The sequence below is a fragment of the Rhizobium sp. TBD182 genome, from assembly GCF_001950375.1.
In the GTDB taxonomy this organism is placed as follows: Bacteria; Pseudomonadota; Alphaproteobacteria; order Rhizobiales; family Rhizobiaceae; genus Agrobacterium; species Agrobacterium tumefaciens.
This window is the reverse complement of the sequence record NZ_BDLN01000001.1, coordinates 313325-334235: the sequence shown is the minus strand read 5'-3', so window position 1 is coordinate 334235 and position 20911 is coordinate 313325. Positions and strand designations below refer to the sequence as shown.

Sequence of the window (20911 nt, the reverse complement as noted above, 5' to 3'; positions counted from 1 at the left end):
TCCTCGAAGAAGGTCCGGAGTTTGCCGAGATTGGCGCGTTCCACCGTCAGGCCCGCGGCCATGGCGTGACCGCCACCCTTGACCAGCAGGCCGGCATCCACAGCGGCGCGGACCATTCTGCCCATATCGAAACCATTGATCGAGCGGCCGGAGCCTGTGCCCTTGCCAGAGGGATCGAAAGCGATTGCAAAGGCCGGGCGGCGGAAACGGTCCTTGAGGCGTGAGGCAAGCAGGCCAACGATCCCCGGATGCCAGTTTTCCCGTGCGGTAACGATGACGCCAGCGCCAGAGCCGTCGCCATACTCATAAAGCGCTTCCGCTTCGGCTTCCGCCAGCATCACGGCTTCCATCGCCTGTCGCTCGCGGTTGAGCTCATCCAGCTTTTCGGCAATCACGTCCGCCTGTGACGAGTCGTCGAGTGTAAGCAGACGGCTACCCAGTGCGGCATCGCCAATACGGCCACCGGCATTGATGCGTGGCCCGATCAGGAAACCGAAATGATACGGTGTCACCGGCCCGCCCAACCCCGCCTTTCTGAACAGCGCCGCCAGCCCGGCGTTGTTCATATGGCGCGCGGCAATCAACCCCTTTACCACATAGGCGCGGTTCAGCCCCTTCAAGGGCACCACGTCGCATACGGTTGCGAGTGCGACTATATCCAGCAGCGCCAGCAGATCGATCGTGAACGCCTGTCTGTTGCGCCTGTCCTTCAACAGCCTGAGGGTGGCGACCAGAACCAGAAACACCACGCCTGCGGCGCAGAGATGCCCCTGCCCCGAAAGATCGTCTTCGCGGTTGGGATTGACCAACGCCACCGCCGGCGGCAGTTCCGAACCGACCTGGTGGTGATCGATCACCACCACATCTGTTCCCGCATCCTTTGCGGCATTCAGCGATTCATGGCTGGTGGAGCCGCAATCAACCGTCACGATCAGGGTCGCGCCATTGGCGGCAAGCTGCTGCATCGCCGCCGGGTTCGGCCCATAACCCTCGAAAATACGATCTGGAATATAGATTTCCGGCGTCAGCCCGAAATGTGCGAGAAACCGATACATCAGCGCGGAAGACGCGGCGCCATCAACGTCATAATCGCCGAAGATCGCCACCTTCTCGCCGGTCTCAATGGCGCGGACCAGCCTTTCGGCAGCCTTTTCGCAATCTGTCAGCACATGCGGGTCGGGCATCAATGAGCGAATGGTCGGATCGAGGAAAGCGAGAGCCTCATCCACCCCCACCCCTCGCCCGGCCAGCACCCGGGCAATCAGTTCGGGAATGGCATGGATCTGGGACATGGCCAGCGCACGGTTCTGTGCGGCCTGATCCAGCCGCGAAACCCAACGTTGCTCTGTCGCCGACCGCTCCACGCTAAGAAATGCGCGGACCACGGTATCGGCCGGCTCCATCATTGCCATCCTGTCCATCGTCCTGTCATGCGAATGCGTATCCGCGCCTTGTCATGACAACGGGCTAAATGGCGATGGCGCCTTTTTCAAGCAAAAACGCCCGTATGAGGTTTCACACCGAGAAAATCGAGAAAAACGGGCTGACGATCGATACCGCGCCGACCAGCAGCAACAGGGAAAACACCGCAAGTGAACACCAGTTGCGCTCATATTCGGCAATATCGAATTCCATGCCTCGAATATTGTCGTTGGCATTGTGAGGCCGCGCCCGATGATGGGCGGCCAGAACGCTTTCGCGCTTACTGTCCTTGAAAAGGATAATCGATGTCACAGCCACGCCTCCCTCGCTTGGTAACATGATTAACCATAGAGCCGAATCGCGTTGTTTTCCAGCGGTTCTGAGGCGATACCCTCAAATTTTACGGCGGTTTTATCCTGTGGCCGCCAAAACGGATTTCGGGAGAAAAAAGACCGCGCCTCCATGTGGTGGCGCGGCCCTCAAATTCAGAAAAATTGTAAAGCGTCTCAGGTCCGCTCGATGCGGATGACCTGCGGTTCGCTGACCAGATATTTCTCGTTCTTGATCGCCTTGACGGCCTTGCGGATCGCATCTTCCATCGTCGCGTGGGTCACGAGGATAATCGTCTGCGGCGCGCCTTCCACATGCACGCGCTGGCGCTGCACGATGGATTCCAGCGAGATGTTGTTATCCGCCATGCGGGTAGCGATGGAGGCGAAGACGCCCGCCTGGTCCTTCACCGTCAGCCGGATGAAATAGCCGCCTTCATGGCTCTTCATCTTGGCGCGACGATAATCGGTCAGCGACTTCGCCGGACGGCCGAGCACCGGAACCTGCTGGGCACCGGGACGGCTCTTGGCGATATCGGCGATGTCACCGAGCACGGCAGAGGCCGTGGCATTGCCGCCCGCACCTGGGCCAACCATCAGAAGCTCGCCAAGAATATCGGACTCGATCGCCACCGCATTGGTGACGCCATCAACCTGCGCAATAACGGAATCGAGCGGCACCATGGTCGGATGCACCCGCTGCTCGATACCGGATTCGGTCACCTGCGCCACGCCGAGAAGCTTGATGCGATAACCGAGCTCGGCGGCCGCCTGAATGTCCTCGCTGGAGATGTTGGTGATGCCTTCGAGATAGATGTCGTCGGCCGAAATCTTGTTGCCGAAGGCAAGCGTCGTCAGAATGGCGAGCTTGTGGGCGGTGTCGTTACCCTCGATATCGAAGGCCGGATCGGCTTCGGCATAACCCAGCCGCTGCGCTTCTTTCAAACAGACCTCGAACGACAGCCCTTCCTTCTCCATCTTGGTCAGGATGTAGTTGCAGGTGCCGTTCATGATACCGTAGATGCGCGACACATTGTTGCCGGTGAGAGATTCACGCAGCGCCTTGATGACGGGAATACCGCCGGCCACAGCCGCTTCGAAATTGAGAAGCGCGCCCTTGTCTTCGGCAATCGTCGCCAGCTCGACGCCATGCTTGGCGAGCAGCGCTTTGTTGGCTGTCACCACATGGAGACCGCGCGAAAGTGCTGCGCGCACAGCTTTTTCCGCCTGGCCGGAAGCACCGCCGACCAGTTCCACCAACACGTCGATATCGGCTTCGTTTGCAAGCTGCTCCGGCGTATCGAACCAGGTAATACCCTTGAGATCGATGCCGCGGTCACGCGAACGGTCGCGCGCGCTCACTGCAATAATCTCAATCGCGCGTCCGCAGGTAATCGCAAGTTCGTTGCTTCTCTGCTGGAGGATGCGCACGAGCGAAGCGCCGACAGTGCCGAGCCCCGCTATGCCGATTCTCAATGAATCTGCCATGGGTATGTTCCTGATTTGCTGGTGATGGTGACGGCCGGGACCCGGCCGCCTTCGGTTGCCCTTATCTGTGGGCATTGAGCGAAACGACATTGTGCATCGTTTCGTCAGCACTCGACAGGAAACGCTTCAGATTGCGCGCTGCCTGACGAATTCTATGCTCGTTTTCAACGAGCGCGAGGCGGACGTAATCATCGCCCATTTCGCCGAAGCCGATGCCGGGAGCAACGGCAATGTCTGCCTTCTCGACCAGAAGCTTGGAAAACTCCAGGCTACCGAGATGGCGGAACTTTTCCGGGATCTTCGCCCAGGCGAACATCGTCGCCGCCGGCGGTGGAACTTCGAAGCCCGCCTTGCCGAAAGTATCGACCATGACGTCGCGACGGCGGCGATAAACGCTGCGTACTTCCGCGATGTCGGAGCCGTCGCCGTTCAGCGCGTGCGTCGCCGCAACCTGGATCGGCGTGAAGGCACCGTAATCGAGATAGGACTTCACGCGGGTCAGCGCCGCGATCAGCCGCTCGTTGCCAACGGCAAAGCCCATGCGCCAGCCCGGCATGGAGAAGGTCTTAGACATGGAGGTGAATTCCACCGCAACGTCGATTGCACCGGGAACTTCGAGAACCGAAGGCGGCGGATTGTTGTCGTCGAAATAGATTTCCGAATAGGCAAGGTCGGAAAGCACTATGATTTCGTGCTTCTTCGCAAATGCGATCACGTCCTTGTAGAAATCGAGCGAGGCAACATGCGCCGTCGGGTTCGACGGATAGTTGACGATCAGCGCCAGCGGCTTCGGAATGGAGTGGCGCACCGCCCGCTCCAGAGGCCCGAAGAAGCTCTCGTCCGGCTCCACATTCATGGAACGGATAACGCCGCCCGCCATCAGGAATCCGAAAGCGTGGATCGGATAGGTGGGGTTCGGACACAGGATCACGTCACCAGGCGCGGTTATGGCCTGCGCCATATTGGCGAAACCTTCCTTGGAACCAAGGGTCGCGACGACCTGCGTATCGGGGTTCAGCTTCACGCCGAACCGGCGGGCATAATAACCAGCCTGCGCGCGGCGAAGGCCGGGAATGCCCTTGGACGAGGAATAGCGATGGGTGCGAGGGTCCTGAACGACTTCGCACAGCTTGTCGACGATCGCCTTGGGGGTCGGAAGGTCGGGATTGCCCATGCCGAGATCGATGATATCGGCCCCGGCCGCTCGCGCGCTCGCTTTCAAACGGTTGACCTGTTCGAAGACGTATTGCGGCAGACGCCGGACCTTATGAAACTCTTCCATCACTTTCCTCATGGAAATGGACCGGTTCTACCGGCCCATAACGAAGTTCGTTCTTGTTGTTAAACGCCGCCGACACGAACCGATCCGGCGGGCGCTATTCATTGTACCGCAAAGCACAAGAAAACCTACAGCGGTTTTCTCGGTCCACGCGGCATCGCGATCATCCGCCTTGTGGCTCCGGCGCGGCCTTTTCAGACCACAGGCAAGGCGAATTGCGCGATGTAATCAGGAAACCTGCATAACGCCAGATTCTTGGAAAATGCAAGGCAGACCATGCTCAAGAACGGCCATTCCGGCCGTTCAGTCGCGCTCGCCCTTCACAATTGCCGCGCGAATGACGGAAAGCACCCGCTCCGGCTTGATATCGGTGCAGATGAGCTGGCTCGGATGCCCGTCCCAGTCGCCCGGCGGAAAGGCGCGGCCATCCGGCTTCTGAATGGTCTGGCCATCGGCAAGCCCGCCGCAGACGACGCGTATAGGGCCGCTGCGGGTCTCAAACAGTTCGGGCGCGACAAGGTAAACGCAGGCGCAGCTGTCATGCACCACCATGCCATCGCCGGTGCGTGTCTTGTAGAAATCGATGTAGAATTGCGACAGATCGGAAAGCAGCTGTACCGGCTTGCCGCCCGCATCTGCCATCTCGGCCATGAAGGCGCTGGTCATCACCGTTTTCGTCGTCACGTCCAGGCCGACGACGACCACGCGCCAGGGCGCGGTGAAGACGAGATCGGCCGCTTCCGGATCACCGTGAATATTGGCCTCGGCCGCCGGCGACACATTGCCGTTGATATCGAAGGCGCCGCCCATGACGATCACCTGCTTCACCAATGCCGCAAAATCCGGCTCTTCGCGCAGCGCCAAGGCCAGATTGGTCATGCGACCAACAGCGATCAGCGTCACCTCGCCGGGATTGGCCTTGACCGTCTCGATAATAAAGCGATGCGCGGGACGCGGATCGAGCGGCAGATCGATGGTCTCTGGAATATCGATATCGCCGAGACCGTTTTCGCCATGGATGAAAGTCGGCCAGTGGCCTTCCTTGCGGGCCGGATCGAAGGTCACGCCCGCACCTTTCGCTACCGGCGCCGTCATCTGCCATTCCCGTTTCAGGAAGAGCGCATTGCGGGTAGTGATATCGATGGGCGCGTTGCCGAAGACGGTGGTGACGCCGATCAGATCGATATCGGGGTGACGGTGCAGGAAAAGAAGCGCCATGGCATCATCTACACCGGGGTCCGTATCGAATATCACTTTATGCATAATGCCCTCATCCTGATGTCTCGTCATCGCCGCGTCTGGCGGTGCGCCACGGAAACATAACCATAAGCGGCAACACCGCAATCCCCCTGCCCGTCTCGGATCGGAGAGAAAAATATTGCGTGGCGATCTTTTCGGTGAAAGAAGAGGCCCTCTCCCTTAAGCCCGCCTGGACATGCCAAGTGCAAGACATCGCCCTCAACGTTTTCGTCGTTCTTTTCTGCGTCGCCATCTTTGCCGGATTTATCGATTCCATCGCCGGCGGCGGCGGTCTCATCACTATCCCGGCCATGCTGATCATGGGAATTCCGCCGCTCGATACGCTCGGCACCAACAAGCTGCAATCGCAGTTCGGCTCGGCGTCGGCCACCATTGCCTATGCCCGCCGCGGCCATGTCAATCTGAGGGAACAATTGCCGATGGCGATCATGGCGATGGTCGGCGGCGGGCTCGGTGCTTTCACCGCCGCCTTCGTGCCGTCAGACCTCCTGCGCACCATCATGCCCTCTCTGCTGATCGCGATTGCCCTGTATTTCGCCTTCAAGCCGCAGCTCAGCGATATCGACAGCCATCGCCGCATCACGCCTTTCGTGTTCGGCCTCACCGCCGCACCGCTCGTGGGTTTCTATGATGGCGTTTTCGGCCCAGGCGCGGGTTCCTTCTACATGCTTGCCTTCGTGGGGCTTGCCGGCTTCGGCATGCTGAAGGCAACCGCCCATACCAAGCTTCTGAACCTGGGTTCGAACTTCGGCGGCTTTGTTGTTTTTGCGGCTGGAGGCGCGGTTCTCTGGAAGCTTGGCATCGCCATGGGCATCGGCCAGTTCGTCGGCGCGCAGATCGGATCGCGTTTCGCGATGAAAAACGGCGCGAAGATCATCCGCCCGCTTTTGGTTCTTTCCTGTCTGGCAATGGCGACGAAGCTTCTTGCGGATGCTTCATCCGCATGGTCAATCGCCACGATCTGGGAAACCATCTTCCCGAAATGACAGGAAAAGGACACGGCTCGAAGCTTGCGTTCGAACCGTGAATTTATGCCGTGGCGCGACGGCGCCTGCGATCGGCGATTTCGCGGATGACCACCATTGCGCCAACCAGCTTGTAGTTGGAGGAATAGCAGGGCGACATTTCCAGCGATTTTACGATCGTATGGCCGTCATGATCTTCGGCATAGGTGTATTTCGACGTACCGCCCTTGAAGCAATTGTCGAGCCTCTCCCGCAGATCGTTCTGAAAACGGTGCACTCCGACAAGCTCGGCGATATGACATCCCAAAGGCCCTTCCGGCGTATTGCGCGGAAACGCATCGATGCCATTGGAGAATGACACCCGATAACCGGGAGAAACGACGACCACCGGCTCGTCGAGGTCGTTCAGCATATCCTCATCGAGAATGAGATGGCGGTGGTGCCACTCCAGGATGTCCTCGTCCTCGTCGCCGATCACCTTTGCCTTGAGCGGCATGCCGACATAGCGGTCGACCAGTGTTCTCAAAAGATCGGAATTGCGCTGCACGCAGCCGAGATCTTCCGCCTCGTGATTAAGGAGGTCGATGGCGAAACGGAATTGCTCACGAATGTCCTCGGAACTGCCGGTCTTACGCCCGATGACCCGATCAAGCAGCAGCTCCAGTTCACGCTCCAGCACTGCGATCTTGTCGGCCTCGTTCTTACCAACCGCTGATTGCAGTTCCGTATAACGCAGCCAGAACAGCTCAATCAAATCTTTCAACCCAACTCTCCCTGAACGGGCAAACAGCCCGCTCCCAATCCGAATGGATAGACACTTATCCCCTCATTGTAGCGTCTGTGCATTAAAAAATGACGTAACGACACGCAGGACCGCCGCAGGGATTAATCTCTAAAATATCATAGCTACTGCTATTTTTTCAATTTCGATAATCCATGAACGAAAAATAAGGTTCCACTAATAAGTAAAAATACTTAAAAACGCAATTTTACGGCCGAATTCTGTAAAAAATCACTAGAAATTCGGCCGCGCTGCAAATAATCAGATCTGGTGTTTAACGTCCCAACGGTCGTGATACCACAGCCATTGTTCGGGATATTCGCGGACCCAGCTTTCCACCTTGTCATTCAAAAGCTGCGCCGTCGCCTGAATATCGACATTTCCTTTTTCATCGCGCGGAATTTCAACCCTCGGCTCTATTTCCAGCCGGTAGCGGTTATCAGGCAGACGCACGCAGCGGGCGGGATAGACATCGCAATTGAACTGCCGCACCAGCTTGGCAAGAAGCGGGTTGGTGCGCACCTCATGGCCGAAGAACTTCGTCGTCAAGCCTTTGCCGAACTTCTGGTCGACGAGCACGCCGACACCGCCGCCCCTTTCCAGCTGCCGCGCAAGCGCGAAGGAAGAGCCGGCATGCGACGGCACGAGATTGCCCATGCGTTCCTTGCGGAACTTGAACACCTTGTCGGCCACGAAAGGATTATTCGGCGGCCGGAACAGCACCGTCACATCCAGACCGAAGGCAGAACTGGCCACCGGCAACAATTCGAAATTGCCGCTATGGGCAGTAAATACGATGAAGGGCCGCGGGTTATCGCGAAGCTCGATAAAGGTCGAAATACCCTCGACCCGGATACGGCCCGGCTCGCTATTTTCCGGATCGAAATCGAACAGCCTGTCGAGAAAGACATATTCCGCCGCAAGCCGCCCCATGCTGCCCCAGCTGTCCATTGCGATGGTAAGCCGCTCCTCTTCGGATTTCTCCGGAAAGGCGCGCGCCAGATTGTAGAGCATCAGCTTGTGGCGGCCGGTTTTCGGCCCCACGAAGCGCGCCAGCCTGTCGGCAGCGCGAATTCCCGCGTCAGCTGGAAATATCTTCAGCAGATTGAGAAGGCCGAAGGCAAACGTCGCAATCAGCCATTGCCGGAAATGGTCCAGCTTCAGGACGATCCGCGTAATGAACAGTTTCAAGGCGTCAATCCATCCGCAGAACGATTTTGCCGAATACCTGGCGCGTTTCCATGCGCTCCAGCGCCCGGTCGATATCCTCGAAGGTGACTTCTGTGTCGATAACAGGATGAACGATGCCGCGCGCCATCTTCTGCATGGCGTTGGCCATGTTTTCCATGCGGCAACCGAAGGAGCCGAGCAGCTTCAGCTGCTGCTGGAACAGCATCATCAGGTTGATATCGGTCGATACGCCTGAGGTTGAGCCGCAGGTGACGAGACGGCCGCCACGCTTCAGCGAGAACATCGATCCCGCCCAGGTGTCTTTGCCGACATGCTCGAACACCACGTCTACACCCTTCTTTTTCGTCAGCTTGCGCACGACGCCTTCGAAACGGTCGGTCCGGTAGTTGATGACGTGATCGGCACCCAGAGCCTTCGCCCGTTCGATCTTGTCGTCGGAGCCGACCGTGGTGATGACGGTGCAGCCCATCTTCTTTGCAAGCTGGATCGCCGCCGTGCCGATGCCGGAACCGCCGGCATGCACGAGGATCGTTTCGCCCGATTCCAGCTTGGCATTGTCAAACAGCATGTGTTCGACCGTGCCGAAGGTCACAGGCGCCAGAGCCGCGCCGATGGCATCGACGCCATGCGGCGCCGGAACGAGCTGGCGGGCGGGAATATTGATCTTTTCCTGCGCAAAGCCGTCAAGATGGAAACCGTGTACACCCTGAACATGTTCACAAAGATTGTCACGGCCTTCACGGCACGGCTTGCAGATCCCGCAGGTGCGCGCGCCGTAGATCGCGACGAGCTGGCCAGGCAGCACATTCGAAACGCCCGGGCCAATGGCCTCCACCACGCCGGAAGCCTCAGCACCGATGGTCAGCGGCATCTTGCGCTTGGCAAAAGCCATGCCGCGCCAGCCCCAGACGTCGATGTGGTTCAGCGCCACGGCCTTGACGCGCAGCGTCACCTCGCCCGGACCTGGTGCATCGGGTTCAGGCAGGTCCACTTTTTCGAGCTTCCGGTCGTCCACAAGTTGAAGAGCGCGCATGTTTTTAGTCCTTCGCCCGGAGGCGTCTATCTCAAGAGTAATTCCAGCAGAACTCTGTAACGGTTTTGCGGTCGGAATGTGTAGTCACACCAGCGAGAGCGTTCCCGGGCTTCGTTCAGGCCGGAAACGCCCCTGTCTTCTGGCGGAACCGGTTAAGCCGGTTCACGCGTCATGACAAGGCTGGCATTCTGCCCGCCGAACCCAAAGGAGTTGGAAAGCACGGCATTGACTGTCGCGTCCCGCTTCACATTCGGCACCACATCGAGCGAAATGGTCGGATCAGGGTTGTTGTAGTTGATCGTCGGCGGCAGGGTGCCGGTCAGCATGGTCTGTAACGAGAACACCGCCTCCACAGCACCGGCCGCCGTCAGCGTATGGCCGATCATCGACTTGTTGGATGACAGCGGAATGTCTTTCAGGCCTTCGCCGAAGACGGCAAGCATCGAGCCATATTCCATCTTGTCGTTTTCCGGCGTCGAGGTGCCGTGGGCGTTGATGTAGCCGATATCGCTTTCAGCAACGCCCGCATCCGCAAGTGCGGCGCGGATCGTCGCGATCGCCGGGCCGCCATCTGGCGAGGAACGCGTGCGGTGGAAGCTATCCGCCTTTTCACCGGCGCCCTTGATGATGCCGAGAACCTTCGCGCCGCGCGCAATCGCCGATTCCAGCGATTCCAGCACCAGCGTTGCCGCACCTTCGGCGATCACGAAACCGTCGCGGTCCTTGCTGAACGGCTTGGATGCCTTTTCCGGCGGCTCATTCTGGGTCGACAGCGCCGAAAGAAGCGAAAAGCGGATCAGCGCTTCGGCGCTGACCGAACCGTCTGTAGCAACCGTCAGCGCGCGCTCGGTGCGGCCCTGGCGGATAGCCTCGACACCAAGCTGGATTGCGGTCGCGCCGGATGCACAGGCCGTCGAGAGCGTGACCGGCAGGCCGCGTGTACCAAAGCGGTCCGAAAGACGCTCCGAAATCGCGCCGAAAAGAGCCGCTTCCTGAAACGCCGGGTCCGGACGTTGACGGAAAGCCGTCAGGAACCGTTCATAGGCATCACCCGGCTGGGCGGCCGGCGGAGACCGGTCGGCAAGCTCGAAACGGGCGCTCCATTCCGGCTCGATCGGTGGTGCAGCCAGAAACAGCGGGCCATCGAAATCGCCCGAGATGCCGGCCTGCGCCAAAGCCTCAATGGTTGTCTCGCGTGCAAAGGCATAAGAGCGCTCGACGGAATTCGGAACCGGGATGTCGATGAAATCGACGGTGCCGCTGATCCTTGTGGAAAGCCCCTCCGTCGGGAAACGGGTGATCTTGTGGATGCCCGACTTGCCCGCAGTCAGAGCCGCCCAGTTATCGGCAAGACCCTGCCCGAGCGATGTGATGATGCCCATACCGGTGACTGCAACGATCGGGCGACCGAGATGATCCTTGAAGTTGGAAGTCATGGTCTTTTCTCCTCACACGTCACGGGACAGAACGGCAACACCTTCGCCGCGAACATGGCCGACGGTGGTGACGACCGCTTCGCTGGCCGCCTCGCCCATAGGCTTTTCCGCGGCGCCATCGAAAGTAGGAACCTTCGCGCCGCTTTCAAGCGTCAGGGCAGCAAGCGCCAGCCCAAGCGGGAACTGTGCTTCAAGTCCATGGCCGGTGATACCGCCGAAACCGCGAATGACGGCCTGCGGCAAAGCTTTTTCGAGAATATTCTTTTCACGCTGCGTCACGGCGTCGTAACCGCTCGCACCGGAAAACACGACGGTCGCAGCACTGTCCTTTGCAGGGGCAAGCAGCCGTTCCATGCGCTTTTCCATCTTGCCGTCATCACGGCTACCGCGATCGCCCTCGATGGCGTCGATACGGGCATAGATGCGTGCGCCGCGTTCACTGGCGTGCTTGCGCGATTCCAGCACCAGGAAGGCTCCCAGCGAACCGGAAATCATGCCGCCGCCGTCCTGGCCGCCACGCGACCAAAGCGGCTGCCAATCGCCCTGCGCATGCGCGCCGATCGCTTCAAACAGCAGGATCATGTCCGGGCGCTCGGCCGAGAAGGCGCCGCCCACCAGGGCGTGGCTGGATTCGCCGGAACGGATACGGTGAAACGCAGTCTCGACTGCGGAAATGCCGGCTGCTTCCTCGCCCATGAAGGTACGGGAGGACCCTGTGACCTTGTGAACGATGGAAATGTTACCTGCCATCAGATTGGAAAGCTGGGCGAGAAACAGGGTCGGACGCAATTCCGTCGTTAGCTTCTCGTTGAGCAGCACTTCGCGGTCGTTGCGCTTCAGCGCCTCATCGACAATCAGCGTATCAACATTGATGTCGCGCTCGCCACCGCCCGCAGCCACGATCATGTCCATGGTAGCGCAGGCTTCCGCGTTTTCCTTCAGCCCTGCATCATCAAGCGCGAGGCCGGCGGCAAAAACGCCGAGACGCTGCCAGTTTTCCATCTGGCGCTGGTCGCCGCGCTTGGCAATCTGCGTGGACCAGTCGATTTCCGGCATGGGATGAACCGGATAGGGTTTGAACTTTTCGGTCTCTATCACCGTTGCCGGCGCCGCAGTTCCCGAAAGAAGCGCAAGATGCGCCTGGCTGCCGACGCCGTGACAGGTCACGATGCCGACCCCGGTTATCACCACATCATTGTCAGATTTCATCGTCTGTCATCCTTTGCAGCCTGACCCATTGAAGCGGTCACGGCTATCCAACAGCGGTCGCAAACGACCACTCCATGCGTTGCGGAATAAAGCGCGCGATGCGGATTGGCAATGGTGAAGGCCCGATCCGCCAGCACAAGCCCACGATTTTCGTGAATCAAAACCGGGTCTAGGGGAAAAAGGCCGTCTCCCGGCATCAGCGGAAGCGCTTATTTTTGCGCATCCGCGGCAATCGCCGCCATCAGGCCGACTTCCTCGGCCCGCTTCCTGACGATAGGCGCGAGCGGAATTTCGCTGAAAGGCATTGTCCTGAGCTTCAGCTGCGCATCGCAGACCTTCTTGCCTTCGCAAGTGATCTTCGCCTTGGTGACTGCAAAACCCGAACCGTCATGTTCCAGCACCGCCTCGATATCGAGAACCGCGCCGGGCTCCACGAAGGTGCGCATCTTGGCGCCGTCAACCGACATCAGGAAGGGCATGGCGGAAAAATCGCTGAACGCCAGAACCATCATGCCGGAAGCCTGCGCCATGGTCTCGATCAGAAGCACGCCCGGAACCAGCGGCATGCCGGGGAAATGTCCCTCGAAAACCGGGCTTTTGTCGGGAACGACAGACCGCGCCTTCAATGTGCGCGTCGCCATATCCACGGCTTCGACCTTGTCGATCATCTGAAAATATTCAAGCAGCATCCGTCCGGCCCGTTTCTGGTCGGTTACGACCCGTCCCTGAAGGTCAGGTCCAGAAAAAGAAATGCCCGCTCGAAGCGGGCATTATCGCCTCAGCCCTTGGCTGCGCGCAATTCGTCGATCTTGGCACAGAGGTTCTTCAGCACGAAATATTCTTCGGTGGTAACCTTGCCTTCGTTGACTTCCTGCGTCCACTGCTCGAGCGGAATCTTGATACCGAATTCCTTGTCGATGGCGAAAACGATATCCAGAAAGTCGAGGCTGTCGATGCCCAGATCGTCGATCGTGTGGCTTTCCGGCGTAATGGTTTCGCGGTCGATTTCGCTGGTTTCGGCGATAATGTCGGCAACCTTGTCGAATGTAGCTGTCACGCCCATAATCCTTATTGTCGTTCGTATTAAATATCCTGTCTGACGCACCACATAGGCAAGTCGCACAAAAAAGCCAATGGTTTCGTGACGTAACTTTGAAATTTGCCTTAAAACTGTTGCCTAAACAGCAACCGAATGACGGCCGCGTCCGCTGCCGAGATAGGCGTCGAAGGTTGCCGCGATATGACGGACAAAGGGTTTTCCCGCCTCCGTCACGGCAAAAACATCGCCATCCATCCGCACCACACCGTCCCTGTCGCCGCCAGCGAAAAGCTGCGCCTCCATGCTGACGGAATGGCTGGCCTTGCCGAAACGCCGCTTCAAATCGCCCAGATCGAGCGAAAAATCGCACATCAGCCGCTCGATGACATAGGAGCGCAGGTGATCCTCCTCGGACAATTCTATTCCCTTGAGAACCGCGAAACCACCCTCGCCCACCATCCGCTGATATTCCCCTGTCGCCACCATGTTCTGCACGTAGCCCTGGGGCAGCCGGCCGATCGCGGATGCACCAAGCCCGATCAGGGCATCGGCCGTGTCAGTGGTGTAGCCCTGAAAATTCCGCCGCAGCTCCCCCGTCTCGACCGCCCGGCTCAGAGTGTCGGCGGGCTTGGCGAAGTGATCGATCCCGATTGCCCTGTAACCCGCCTTGCTGAGCATCTCCGCCGCCATCGTCATCTGGCGGTAGCGCTCGGCAATATCTGGCAATGCCTGTTCAGGGATCAGCGACTGGTGTTTTTTCATCCACGGAACATGCGCATAACCGAACAGCGCGATCCGGTCGGGGTCGAGTGAGATGATCTGGTCAACCGTCTGTTGCAATGTCTCGCAGGTCTGGAACGGCAGGCCATAGAGAATGTCGCAATTGACCGAGTGAACGCCCCTTGCCCGCACGGCATCTACCACCGATTCCGTCTGCTCGAAGGTCTGAATCCGGTTGATGGTTTTTTGCACTTTGTCATCAAAGTCCTGCACACCGAGGCTCGCGCGCGTCATGCCGATGACGGCAAGCGCGTCATAGCGACTTTCGTCAAGATCGTTCGGGTCCATTTCCACGCTGATTTCGGGCGCCAGACCAAAGGTGAAATGGCGTCTTAGACAGTCCATCAAGCCCACCATGTCTTCAGGCCTCAGCATAGTGGGAGAACCGCCGCCAAAATGCACCGCGCTGACCACTGCATCGGGGGAAACAAGCGAGCCGACGGCTGCTATCTCCCGCTTAAGTGCCTCAAGATAAACGGCAATCGGCTCGTATTTCAGCGTGTGCTTGGTGTGGCAGGCACAGAACCAGCACAGCCGGTCGCAATAGGGAATATGCAGGTAAAGCGATATCCGGTTCCGGTGGCCAAGCTCGCCGAGCCAGCGGCGATAGGTGCCATTATCGATTCCCTCGTGAAAGTGCGGCGCGGTAGGATAGCTCGTGTAACGCGGCACGGCGCCCGAATATTTGCGAAGAAGTTCGGTATTCATCCCCGGATTTGCCTTTTATCAAGAAAATGTCGATTTCCTCCCCTTCAGTAACGGCTGCGACAGTTTGCAACTTTGACTTCAATCAAATTGCACCTTAAGTTCTTGCTAAAGTAGACGCGGGGGCGACGACTACGCGGCGCAAGCCTTCGAAAAGACCGGATTTTACACCTGCGGTCGCATTCGTCCCTTAAAGCCAGCATCGGAAAAGGCTGATGGACACGCTACAGAAGACCATCCACAATTCGGAATATCCCGTCGTATGCCGCTCCTGCGAGGCGCGTCACGGTGGTCTTTGCAGCACGTTGACGCCGCAGCAGCTCTGCGACCTCAACCGTCATTCCAGCCGTAAGAAGCTGGAAGCGGGCAACGAGCTGCTTGCCCAGGGGGAGCTTGTCAGCTCCTACGGCAACATTCTCAACGGCGTGGTGAAGCTCTCGAAGATGATGTCGGATGGCCGCCAGCAGATCGTCGGCCTGCAATTTGCACCGGATTTTCTCGGCCGCCCGTTCATGGCGGAAAGCAAGATGACGGCGGAAGCCGCAACCGATGTGGAAATCTGCCTGTTCCCGCGCCGCATCGTCGACCGCATGGTTTCCGAAGTGCCGGATATGGAACGCAAGCTTCACAGCCAGTCTCTGAAGGAACTGGATGAGGCGCGCGACTGGATGCTGACACTTGGCCGAAAATCGGCACAGGAAAAGGTTGCCAGCTTCCTTTATATGATCGCCACGCATATCGATCCGGAAAAGGACGATAAATCAACGTTCGACCTGCCGCTATCGCGCGCAGACATAGCTGACTTCCTAGGTCTCACCATCGAAACAGTTAGCCGGCAAATGACTAAGCTGCGCAAGGAAGGCACGATCAGCATCGAGAACAACCGTCATATTACAGTGCCGGACCTCGATATGCTCAGCGAAGCCGCCGGAAACGACTGACCGGCGTTTTTCAACTTTCATCGTCCCTGAGGCGCTGACGTTCCGATGTTGATGTACGGCGCCCGCGCCTGCGCGGGTGCGAGCGCAAAACCGGCAAGAACCAGCAAAGCAGCGATGCATCTCATGATATTTCACCCTGTCTACCGCTTTTTCAGCGGCCTGTTTGTTATGACCGCATCATAAGCGGCAAAGCGCATCCATCCGCTTAACATCTTCAGTAAGCATATGGTTCAAAGGCAGGGTAAATAAGGGGTTATGAGAGCGGCTTGGTAACAGAATGAAGCACAAGGATTGCCGTTATCCTCGGCCTTGTGCCGAGCGAATCTCGAGATCCACAGGTTGTCGATTCTCGGTAAAGGCCCCAGAACGACGAACGGAAGACCTCACTGCGTAGCAGGCGTCGCAACTGGCTTCTGGTTTTCGCCAAGCGCCCGCAATTCCGCGACTCGGCGTTTGTATTCAGCTTCCGAAATCTGGCCGTTGCGGCGTGCAGCACCGAGGCGCGACAGGTTCGATTCCATTTTGGACGCCTCGTCATCCCCCATCTGGCTGCCGGCAGCCGTAATCGGCGCTGAAAAGCTTGGATAGGTGCCGGTATCGCGTCTCTGGCTCACCACATTGTCGCTGACGGGGCGCGGGCCGACGATCTGGGCTTGCGGGTGGGGCATATGGGCCGGTGCGACGATCGGTGCCGGGGTCTTGCAGGCGGCAAGTACTGTAACGAGCATGGCGCCGGAAAGCGAAAGAAGGGCGATCCTTCCAGCGTTTTCCGCAAATCTTCCCCATGTACCCATGTGCTTGCCCATCGTCATGTTCCGCCTGTAAGGATATCGCCGATATCGAATTCGACTGCGGTTCGGCTCTTCGTGGCCTCCCCTTGCTGGTGGAACTTGTATTCGTTTTCATGCAGAATGTGCAAACACAAATTTGGTGGAGGACAGCGCATGGCAGGTGTTGACGGCGGGGCAGAGAAAAAGGGTGGCAAAACGCCCGGTTTCGACGCCACATCCGCCGAGGCTTACCTGATCCGCGACCCGGAAGCCTTTGCGGTCAACATCGCCCGCGCGCTGGAAAATCTCGGCAAAGCCGCGTCCGAATGGCTGGCGCCCCGCGAACGCGGTGAAATTCCGCAGACCAGCGCCGATCCGATGACCGACATCGTCAAGACGCTCTCCGATGTCGCCGAATACTGGATGGCAGAACCGAAGCGTTCACTCGAAGCGCAGACCCACCTGCTTTCCAGCTATTTCGATCTGTGGACAAAATCGGTGGCACAGTTTTCGGAAGATGCCGATTCCCGCTCGGAAAAGGCCGCGGAGACCGGCCCGGCAGAGCGAAAGAACAGGCGTTTTGCCGACGCGGACTGGCAGGCCAATCCGTTTTTCGATTTTCTCCTCAAAGCCTATCAGACCACCGTCGGTTTTGCCGACCGGATGGTTATGGAAGCCGAAGGGCTGGACGAGCACACCCGCACCAAGGCGTTGTTTTACATGCGCCAGGTGACGGAAGCCCTCTCGCCGGCCAACTTCGTCTTCACCAATCCGCAGGTCTTCCGCGAGACGGTCGCGTCCAGCGGGGCCAATCTCGTCAAGGGCATGGCACAGCTTGCCGAAGATGTCGCGGCCGGCCACGGCCATCTGAAACTGCGCCAGACCGATTACAGCAAATTCGTCATCGGCCAGAACATCGCCATCACATCAGGCAAGGTGGTTGCCAAAAGCCCGCTCTGCGAGATCATCCATTACGCGCCGACGACGAAAAAGGCCTTCAAACGGCCGCTGCTCATCGTGCCGCCATGGATCAACAAATTTTATATCCTCGATCTCAACCCACAGAAATCCTTCGTTAAATGGTGTCTCGATCAGGGTCACAGCGTGTTCATGGTCTCGTGGATCAACCCGGACGCCAGGCTGGCCGACAAGGGCTGGGAGGACTATATCCGCGAAGGTATCGATTTTGCCCTCGACACGATCGAGGAGCAAACCGACGAAAAAGAGATCAACGCCATCGGCTATTGCGTCGGCGGCACGCTTTTGTCTTCGGCCCTGGCATTGCATGCGCAGGAAGGCAATGAGCGCATTCGCAGCGCCACACTTCTCGCCGCCCAGACGGATTTCATCCATGCGGGCGACCTCAAGGTCTTCATCGACGAAGGCCAGCTCGCCGCGCTCGACAGGCACATGCAGGCCGTCGGTTATCTCGATGGCTCGATCATGGCCACAGTCTTCAACATGCTGCGCGCCTCCGATCTCATCTGGCCCTATATGGTCGATAATTATCTGCGCGGCACGGAACCCCTGCCCTTCGATCTCCTCTACTGGAATTCAGATTCGACCCGGGTGACCGCTGCCTGCCATTCCTTCTATCTGCGCAATTGTTATCTCGACAACAATCTCGCCCGCGGGCTGATGCGCGTGGCGGACAAGCGGATCAACCTCGGCGACATAAACATCCCCGTCTATGATCTCGCCACCCGCGACGACCATATCGCGCCAGCGAAATCGGTCTTCACGGGGGCGGCACTGTTCGGCGGCCCCGTGGAATTCGTGCTCGGCGCTTCCGGCCACATAGCCGGTGTGGTCAATCCGCCGCAATCCGAAAAATACCAATATTGGACAGGCGCGTCACCATCCGGAGACTTCGATGCCTGGCAGGCCGCAGCCACGGCCCACAAGGGATCATGGTGGGTGCACTGGCAAAACTGGATCGAAAGCCAGAATGGCGAGAAGGTAAAGGCAAGGGCGCCGGGAGACGGCAAGCGACCAGTGCTCGGCGATGCACCCGGAACCTACGTCCTGTCCTGACCCCGCCCCCACTTCTCACCTTTCAGGCCACATGCTCTTTACACCCCCACTCGTTCCCGCAACGCTGATCGCCCGCTACAAGCGTTTCCTCTTCGACGCTGTTCTGGAGGACGGCACGGCGATTACAGGCTCCTGCCCCAATACCGGCTCCATGCGCGGATTGACCACGCCCGGCTCGCGTATCTGGCTGTCCGAGCATGACAGCCCAACCCGCAAGTACCGGCATATGCTGGAAATGGTCGAGGCCGATGGCACCGTGGTCGGCATCAATACCGGCATGCCGAACCGGCTGGCGGAAGAAGCGATCCTCAATGGCCGCATCCCGCAGCTTGCCGGCTATTCGACGATCCGGCGCGAGCAGAAATACGGCCGCAGTTCTCGCATCGATTTCCTGCTTTCCGAAATCGGGCGGCCGGATGCCTATGTGGAAGTGAAAAACGTGCATTTCATGCGCGAAAAAGGTCTGGCCGAATTCCCTGATACCGCCACCAAACGCGGCGCCAAACATCTGGAGGAGCTGGGCGACGCAGCGGAGGCGGGTCACCGTGCGGTGATGCTCTATCTCATTCAGCGCAACGATTGCGACCGGATGCGCATCTGCGATGATCTGGATCCGGTCTATGCGCTGGCGTTTCAGCGAGCCATGTCGCGCGGCGTGGAGGCCTATGCGGTGAAATGCGACGTTTCCCCGGCACAAATTTCAGTCACGGGAACGGTTAAGATGGACGAATGGCGTCCGGCTGTTTTATGAACAGGGACGTAAAGAGACAGAAAGCACTATGATGGTCACCTATATCGACGCAGCCTCCGCCCCCCTCAAGAATACCGGCGTCATCCGCCTTTATACCCCTGAGGATTTCGACGGGATGCGCAAGGCGTGCCAGCTGACGGCGCGTTGCCTCGACGAACTGGCGGCAATCGTCAAGCCGGGTGTGACGACTGATGCCATCGACCGTTTCGTCTTCGAGTTCGGCGCCGACCATGGCGCTTTGCCGGCAACACTGAATTACCGCGGTTATACGAAATCCGTCTGCACCTCTATCAACCATGTGGTCTGCCACGGCATTCCGGACGCAAAGCCGCTTCGTGAAGGCGAAATCGTCAATATCGACGTGACCTATATCCTGGACGGCTGGCACGGCGATTCGAGCCGCATGTATCCGGTTGGCACGATCAAGCGCGCGGCTGAACGTCTGATGGAAGTGACCTATGAATGCCTGATGCTCGGCATCGCGGCAGTGAAACCGGGTGTGCGCACCGGCGCGATCGGCGCGGCTATTCAGGCCTATGCCGAGGCGGAACGCTGCTCGGTGGTGCGTGATTTCTGCGGCCACGGCGTTGGACGCCTGTTCCACGACACCCCCAATATCCTGCACTACGGCCGCCCGGACGAAGGCCCGGAGATTCGCGAGGGAATGATCTTCACCATCGAACCGATGATCAACCTCGGCAAGCCGCATGTGAAGGTACTCTCCGATGGCTGGACGGCAGTAACGCGCGACCGCTCCCTTTCCGCGCAATACGAACATGCGGTCGGCGTAACCGCGACCGGTTGCGAAATCTTCACACTGTCGCCGGGCGGCTTTGACCGTCCGGGCCTGCCGCCACTCGCATAAGGCCAGACCGCCATGGCAAAACGCCCTGCCTCGCCTTCCGCCGATCTTCCATCGACCTCCGGCTTTCAGGCGGGAAACGGCGATCTGTTCGACGGAACGGATGAGCGCGGCTTCTTTGCCGAACCGCGAAGTGCGGTGAAGAAGAACTCGGAACACCCCGCAGCCGTTGCGGAGCCGGAAGCGGAGATCGCACACTATCACGGCCATCGGGACAGGCTGCGGGCGCGTTATCGCGACGGCGGCGATACCGCCCTTGCCGATTACGAACTGCTGGAGCTTCTGCTTTTCCGGCTGATACCGAGGCGTGATACCAAACCCATCGCCAAAGCGTTGATCGCCCGCTTTGGTACTCTTGGCGGTGTGCTTGGCGCGCCGCTGCCGCTGTTGCAGGAGGTGAAGGGCGTGGGTGAGGCCGTGGCGCTCGATCTGAAGCTCGTCGCCTCCGTTTCCCAGCGCATGCTGAAGGGCGAAATCCGCAACAAGCAGATTCTCGGCTCCTGGTCTTCGGTCATCGACTATTGCCATGCCGCCATGGCCCATGAAACCCGTGAGCAATTCCGCATCCTGTTCCTCGACAAGCGCAACGTCCTGATCGCCGACGAGGTGCAGGGTCAGGGAACCGTGGACCACACG

The 20911-nt window shown here is 58.9% G+C and carries 20 protein-coding genes; 6 read left to right on the top strand and 14 right to left on the bottom strand.

Annotated elements, in window-relative coordinates:
• The 5 genes from recJ to T18_RS01710 all read right to left on the bottom strand — a co-directional run.
• Positions 1-1412 (bottom strand): single-stranded-DNA-specific exonuclease RecJ (recJ, locus tag T18_RS01730; RefSeq protein WP_414896155.1); only part of this gene is annotated, 1412 nt, incomplete at its 3' end.
• Positions 1413-1515: 103 nt separating this feature from the next.
• Positions 1516-1740: a hypothetical protein gene (locus tag T18_RS01725; RefSeq protein WP_025593517.1), complete on the bottom strand. Its 225-nt coding sequence runs from the start codon at positions 1738-1740 to the stop codon at positions 1516-1518.
• Positions 1741-1928: 188 nt separating this feature from the next.
• Positions 1929-3239 (bottom strand): homoserine dehydrogenase, encoded by a 1311-nt coding sequence (locus T18_RS01720; protein ID WP_003515377.1) that lies wholly within the window; start codon positions 3237-3239, stop codon positions 1929-1931.
• Between the two features lie 61 nt (positions 3240-3300).
• Positions 3301-4521, bottom strand: coding sequence for an LL-diaminopimelate aminotransferase (locus tag T18_RS01715; protein WP_003515379.1), 1221 nt, complete (start codon positions 4519-4521; stop codon positions 3301-3303).
• A gap of 300 nt (positions 4522-4821) precedes the next feature.
• Positions 4822-5781 carry a nucleoside hydrolase gene (locus tag T18_RS01710; protein WP_038491083.1) on the bottom strand — a complete coding sequence of 320 codons (960 nt, stop codon included), beginning with the start codon at positions 5779-5781 and terminating at the stop codon, positions 4822-4824.
• Between the two features lie 179 nt (positions 5782-5960).
• Between T18_RS01710 and T18_RS01705 the strand changes: the two genes are divergently transcribed.
• Positions 5961-6764 carry a TSUP family transporter gene (locus T18_RS01705; RefSeq protein ID WP_038492827.1) on the top strand — a complete coding sequence of 268 codons (804 nt, stop codon included), beginning with the start codon at positions 5961-5963 and terminating at the stop codon, positions 6762-6764.
• Between the two features lie 43 nt (positions 6765-6807).
• Here the strand turns inward: T18_RS01705 and T18_RS01700 are convergent, their stop codons facing one another.
• The 8 genes from T18_RS01700 to hemN form a co-directional block, all read right to left on the bottom strand.
• The gene (locus tag T18_RS01700) at positions 6808-7506 is read right to left on the bottom strand and encodes a hypothetical protein (RefSeq protein ID WP_013636202.1); all 699 of its coding nucleotides are present in this window, start codon (positions 7504-7506) and stop codon (positions 6808-6810) included.
• Between the two features lie 279 nt (positions 7507-7785).
• Entirely contained in the window at positions 7786-8715 is a 930-nt protein-coding gene (locus T18_RS01695; protein ID WP_019566226.1) for a lipid A biosynthesis lauroyl acyltransferase, read from the bottom strand.
• Between the two features lie 4 nt (positions 8716-8719).
• The gene (locus tag T18_RS01690) at positions 8720-9748 is read right to left on the bottom strand and encodes a zinc-binding dehydrogenase (protein ID WP_003515388.1); all 1029 of its coding nucleotides are present in this window, start codon (positions 9746-9748) and stop codon (positions 8720-8722) included.
• A 152-nt stretch (positions 9749-9900) separates the two neighbouring features.
• Positions 9901-11184 carry a beta-ketoacyl-ACP synthase gene (locus T18_RS01685; RefSeq protein WP_003515389.1) on the bottom strand — a complete coding sequence of 428 codons (1284 nt, stop codon included), beginning with the start codon at positions 11182-11184 and terminating at the stop codon, positions 9901-9903.
• Between the two features lie 12 nt (positions 11185-11196).
• Complete coding sequence (locus tag T18_RS01680) at positions 11197-12393, bottom strand: beta-ketoacyl-ACP synthase (RefSeq protein WP_038491088.1); 1197 nt, start codon at positions 12391-12393, stop codon at positions 11197-11199.
• A gap of 209 nt (positions 12394-12602) precedes the next feature.
• A complete protein-coding gene (locus T18_RS01670) occupies positions 12603-13082 on the bottom strand; it encodes a 3-hydroxyacyl-ACP dehydratase FabZ family protein (protein ID WP_019566224.1) in 480 nt (159 codons plus the stop codon).
• Between the two features lie 89 nt (positions 13083-13171).
• Positions 13172-13456: an acyl carrier protein gene (locus tag T18_RS01665; protein WP_019566223.1), complete on the bottom strand. Its 285-nt coding sequence runs from the start codon at positions 13454-13456 to the stop codon at positions 13172-13174.
• 114 nt (positions 13457-13570) lie between these two features.
• Complete coding sequence (hemN, locus tag T18_RS01660) at positions 13571-14920, bottom strand: oxygen-independent coproporphyrinogen III oxidase (RefSeq protein WP_038491095.1); 1350 nt, start codon at positions 14918-14920, stop codon at positions 13571-13573.
• Between the two features lie 212 nt (positions 14921-15132).
• Here hemN and fnrN point away from each other — a divergent pair, with 212 nt between their 5' ends.
• Positions 15133-15858 (top strand): transcriptional regulator FnrN, encoded by a 726-nt coding sequence (gene fnrN, locus T18_RS01655; protein WP_003515395.1) that lies wholly within the window; start codon positions 15133-15135, stop codon positions 15856-15858.
• 383 nt (positions 15859-16241) lie between these two features.
• On the opposite strand, the gene T18_RS01650 is transcribed toward fnrN, so the two are convergent.
• On the bottom strand, positions 16242-16664 hold the full coding sequence (locus tag T18_RS01650) for a hypothetical protein (protein WP_080863740.1): 423 nt from the start codon (positions 16662-16664) through the stop codon (positions 16242-16244).
• Between the two features lie 138 nt (positions 16665-16802).
• On the opposite strand from T18_RS01650, the gene T18_RS01645 reads away from it, so the two are divergent.
• From T18_RS01645 to T18_RS01630, 4 genes are all read left to right on the top strand, one after another.
• A complete protein-coding gene (locus T18_RS01645) occupies positions 16803-18662 on the top strand; it encodes a PHA/PHB synthase family protein (RefSeq protein ID WP_038491098.1) in 1860 nt (619 codons plus the stop codon).
• A gap of 31 nt (positions 18663-18693) precedes the next feature.
• Positions 18694-19413 (top strand): DNA/RNA nuclease SfsA, encoded by a 720-nt coding sequence (gene sfsA, locus T18_RS01640; protein WP_038491101.1) that lies wholly within the window; start codon positions 18694-18696, stop codon positions 19411-19413.
• A 31-nt stretch (positions 19414-19444) separates the two neighbouring features.
• Positions 19445-20278, top strand: coding sequence for a type I methionyl aminopeptidase (gene map, locus T18_RS01635; RefSeq protein ID WP_026330927.1), 834 nt, complete (start codon positions 19445-19447; stop codon positions 20276-20278).
• Positions 20279-20290: 12 nt separating this feature from the next.
• On the top strand, positions 20291-20911 hold a 621-nt coding region (locus T18_RS01630), incomplete at its 3' end, for a JAB domain-containing protein (protein WP_323455166.1).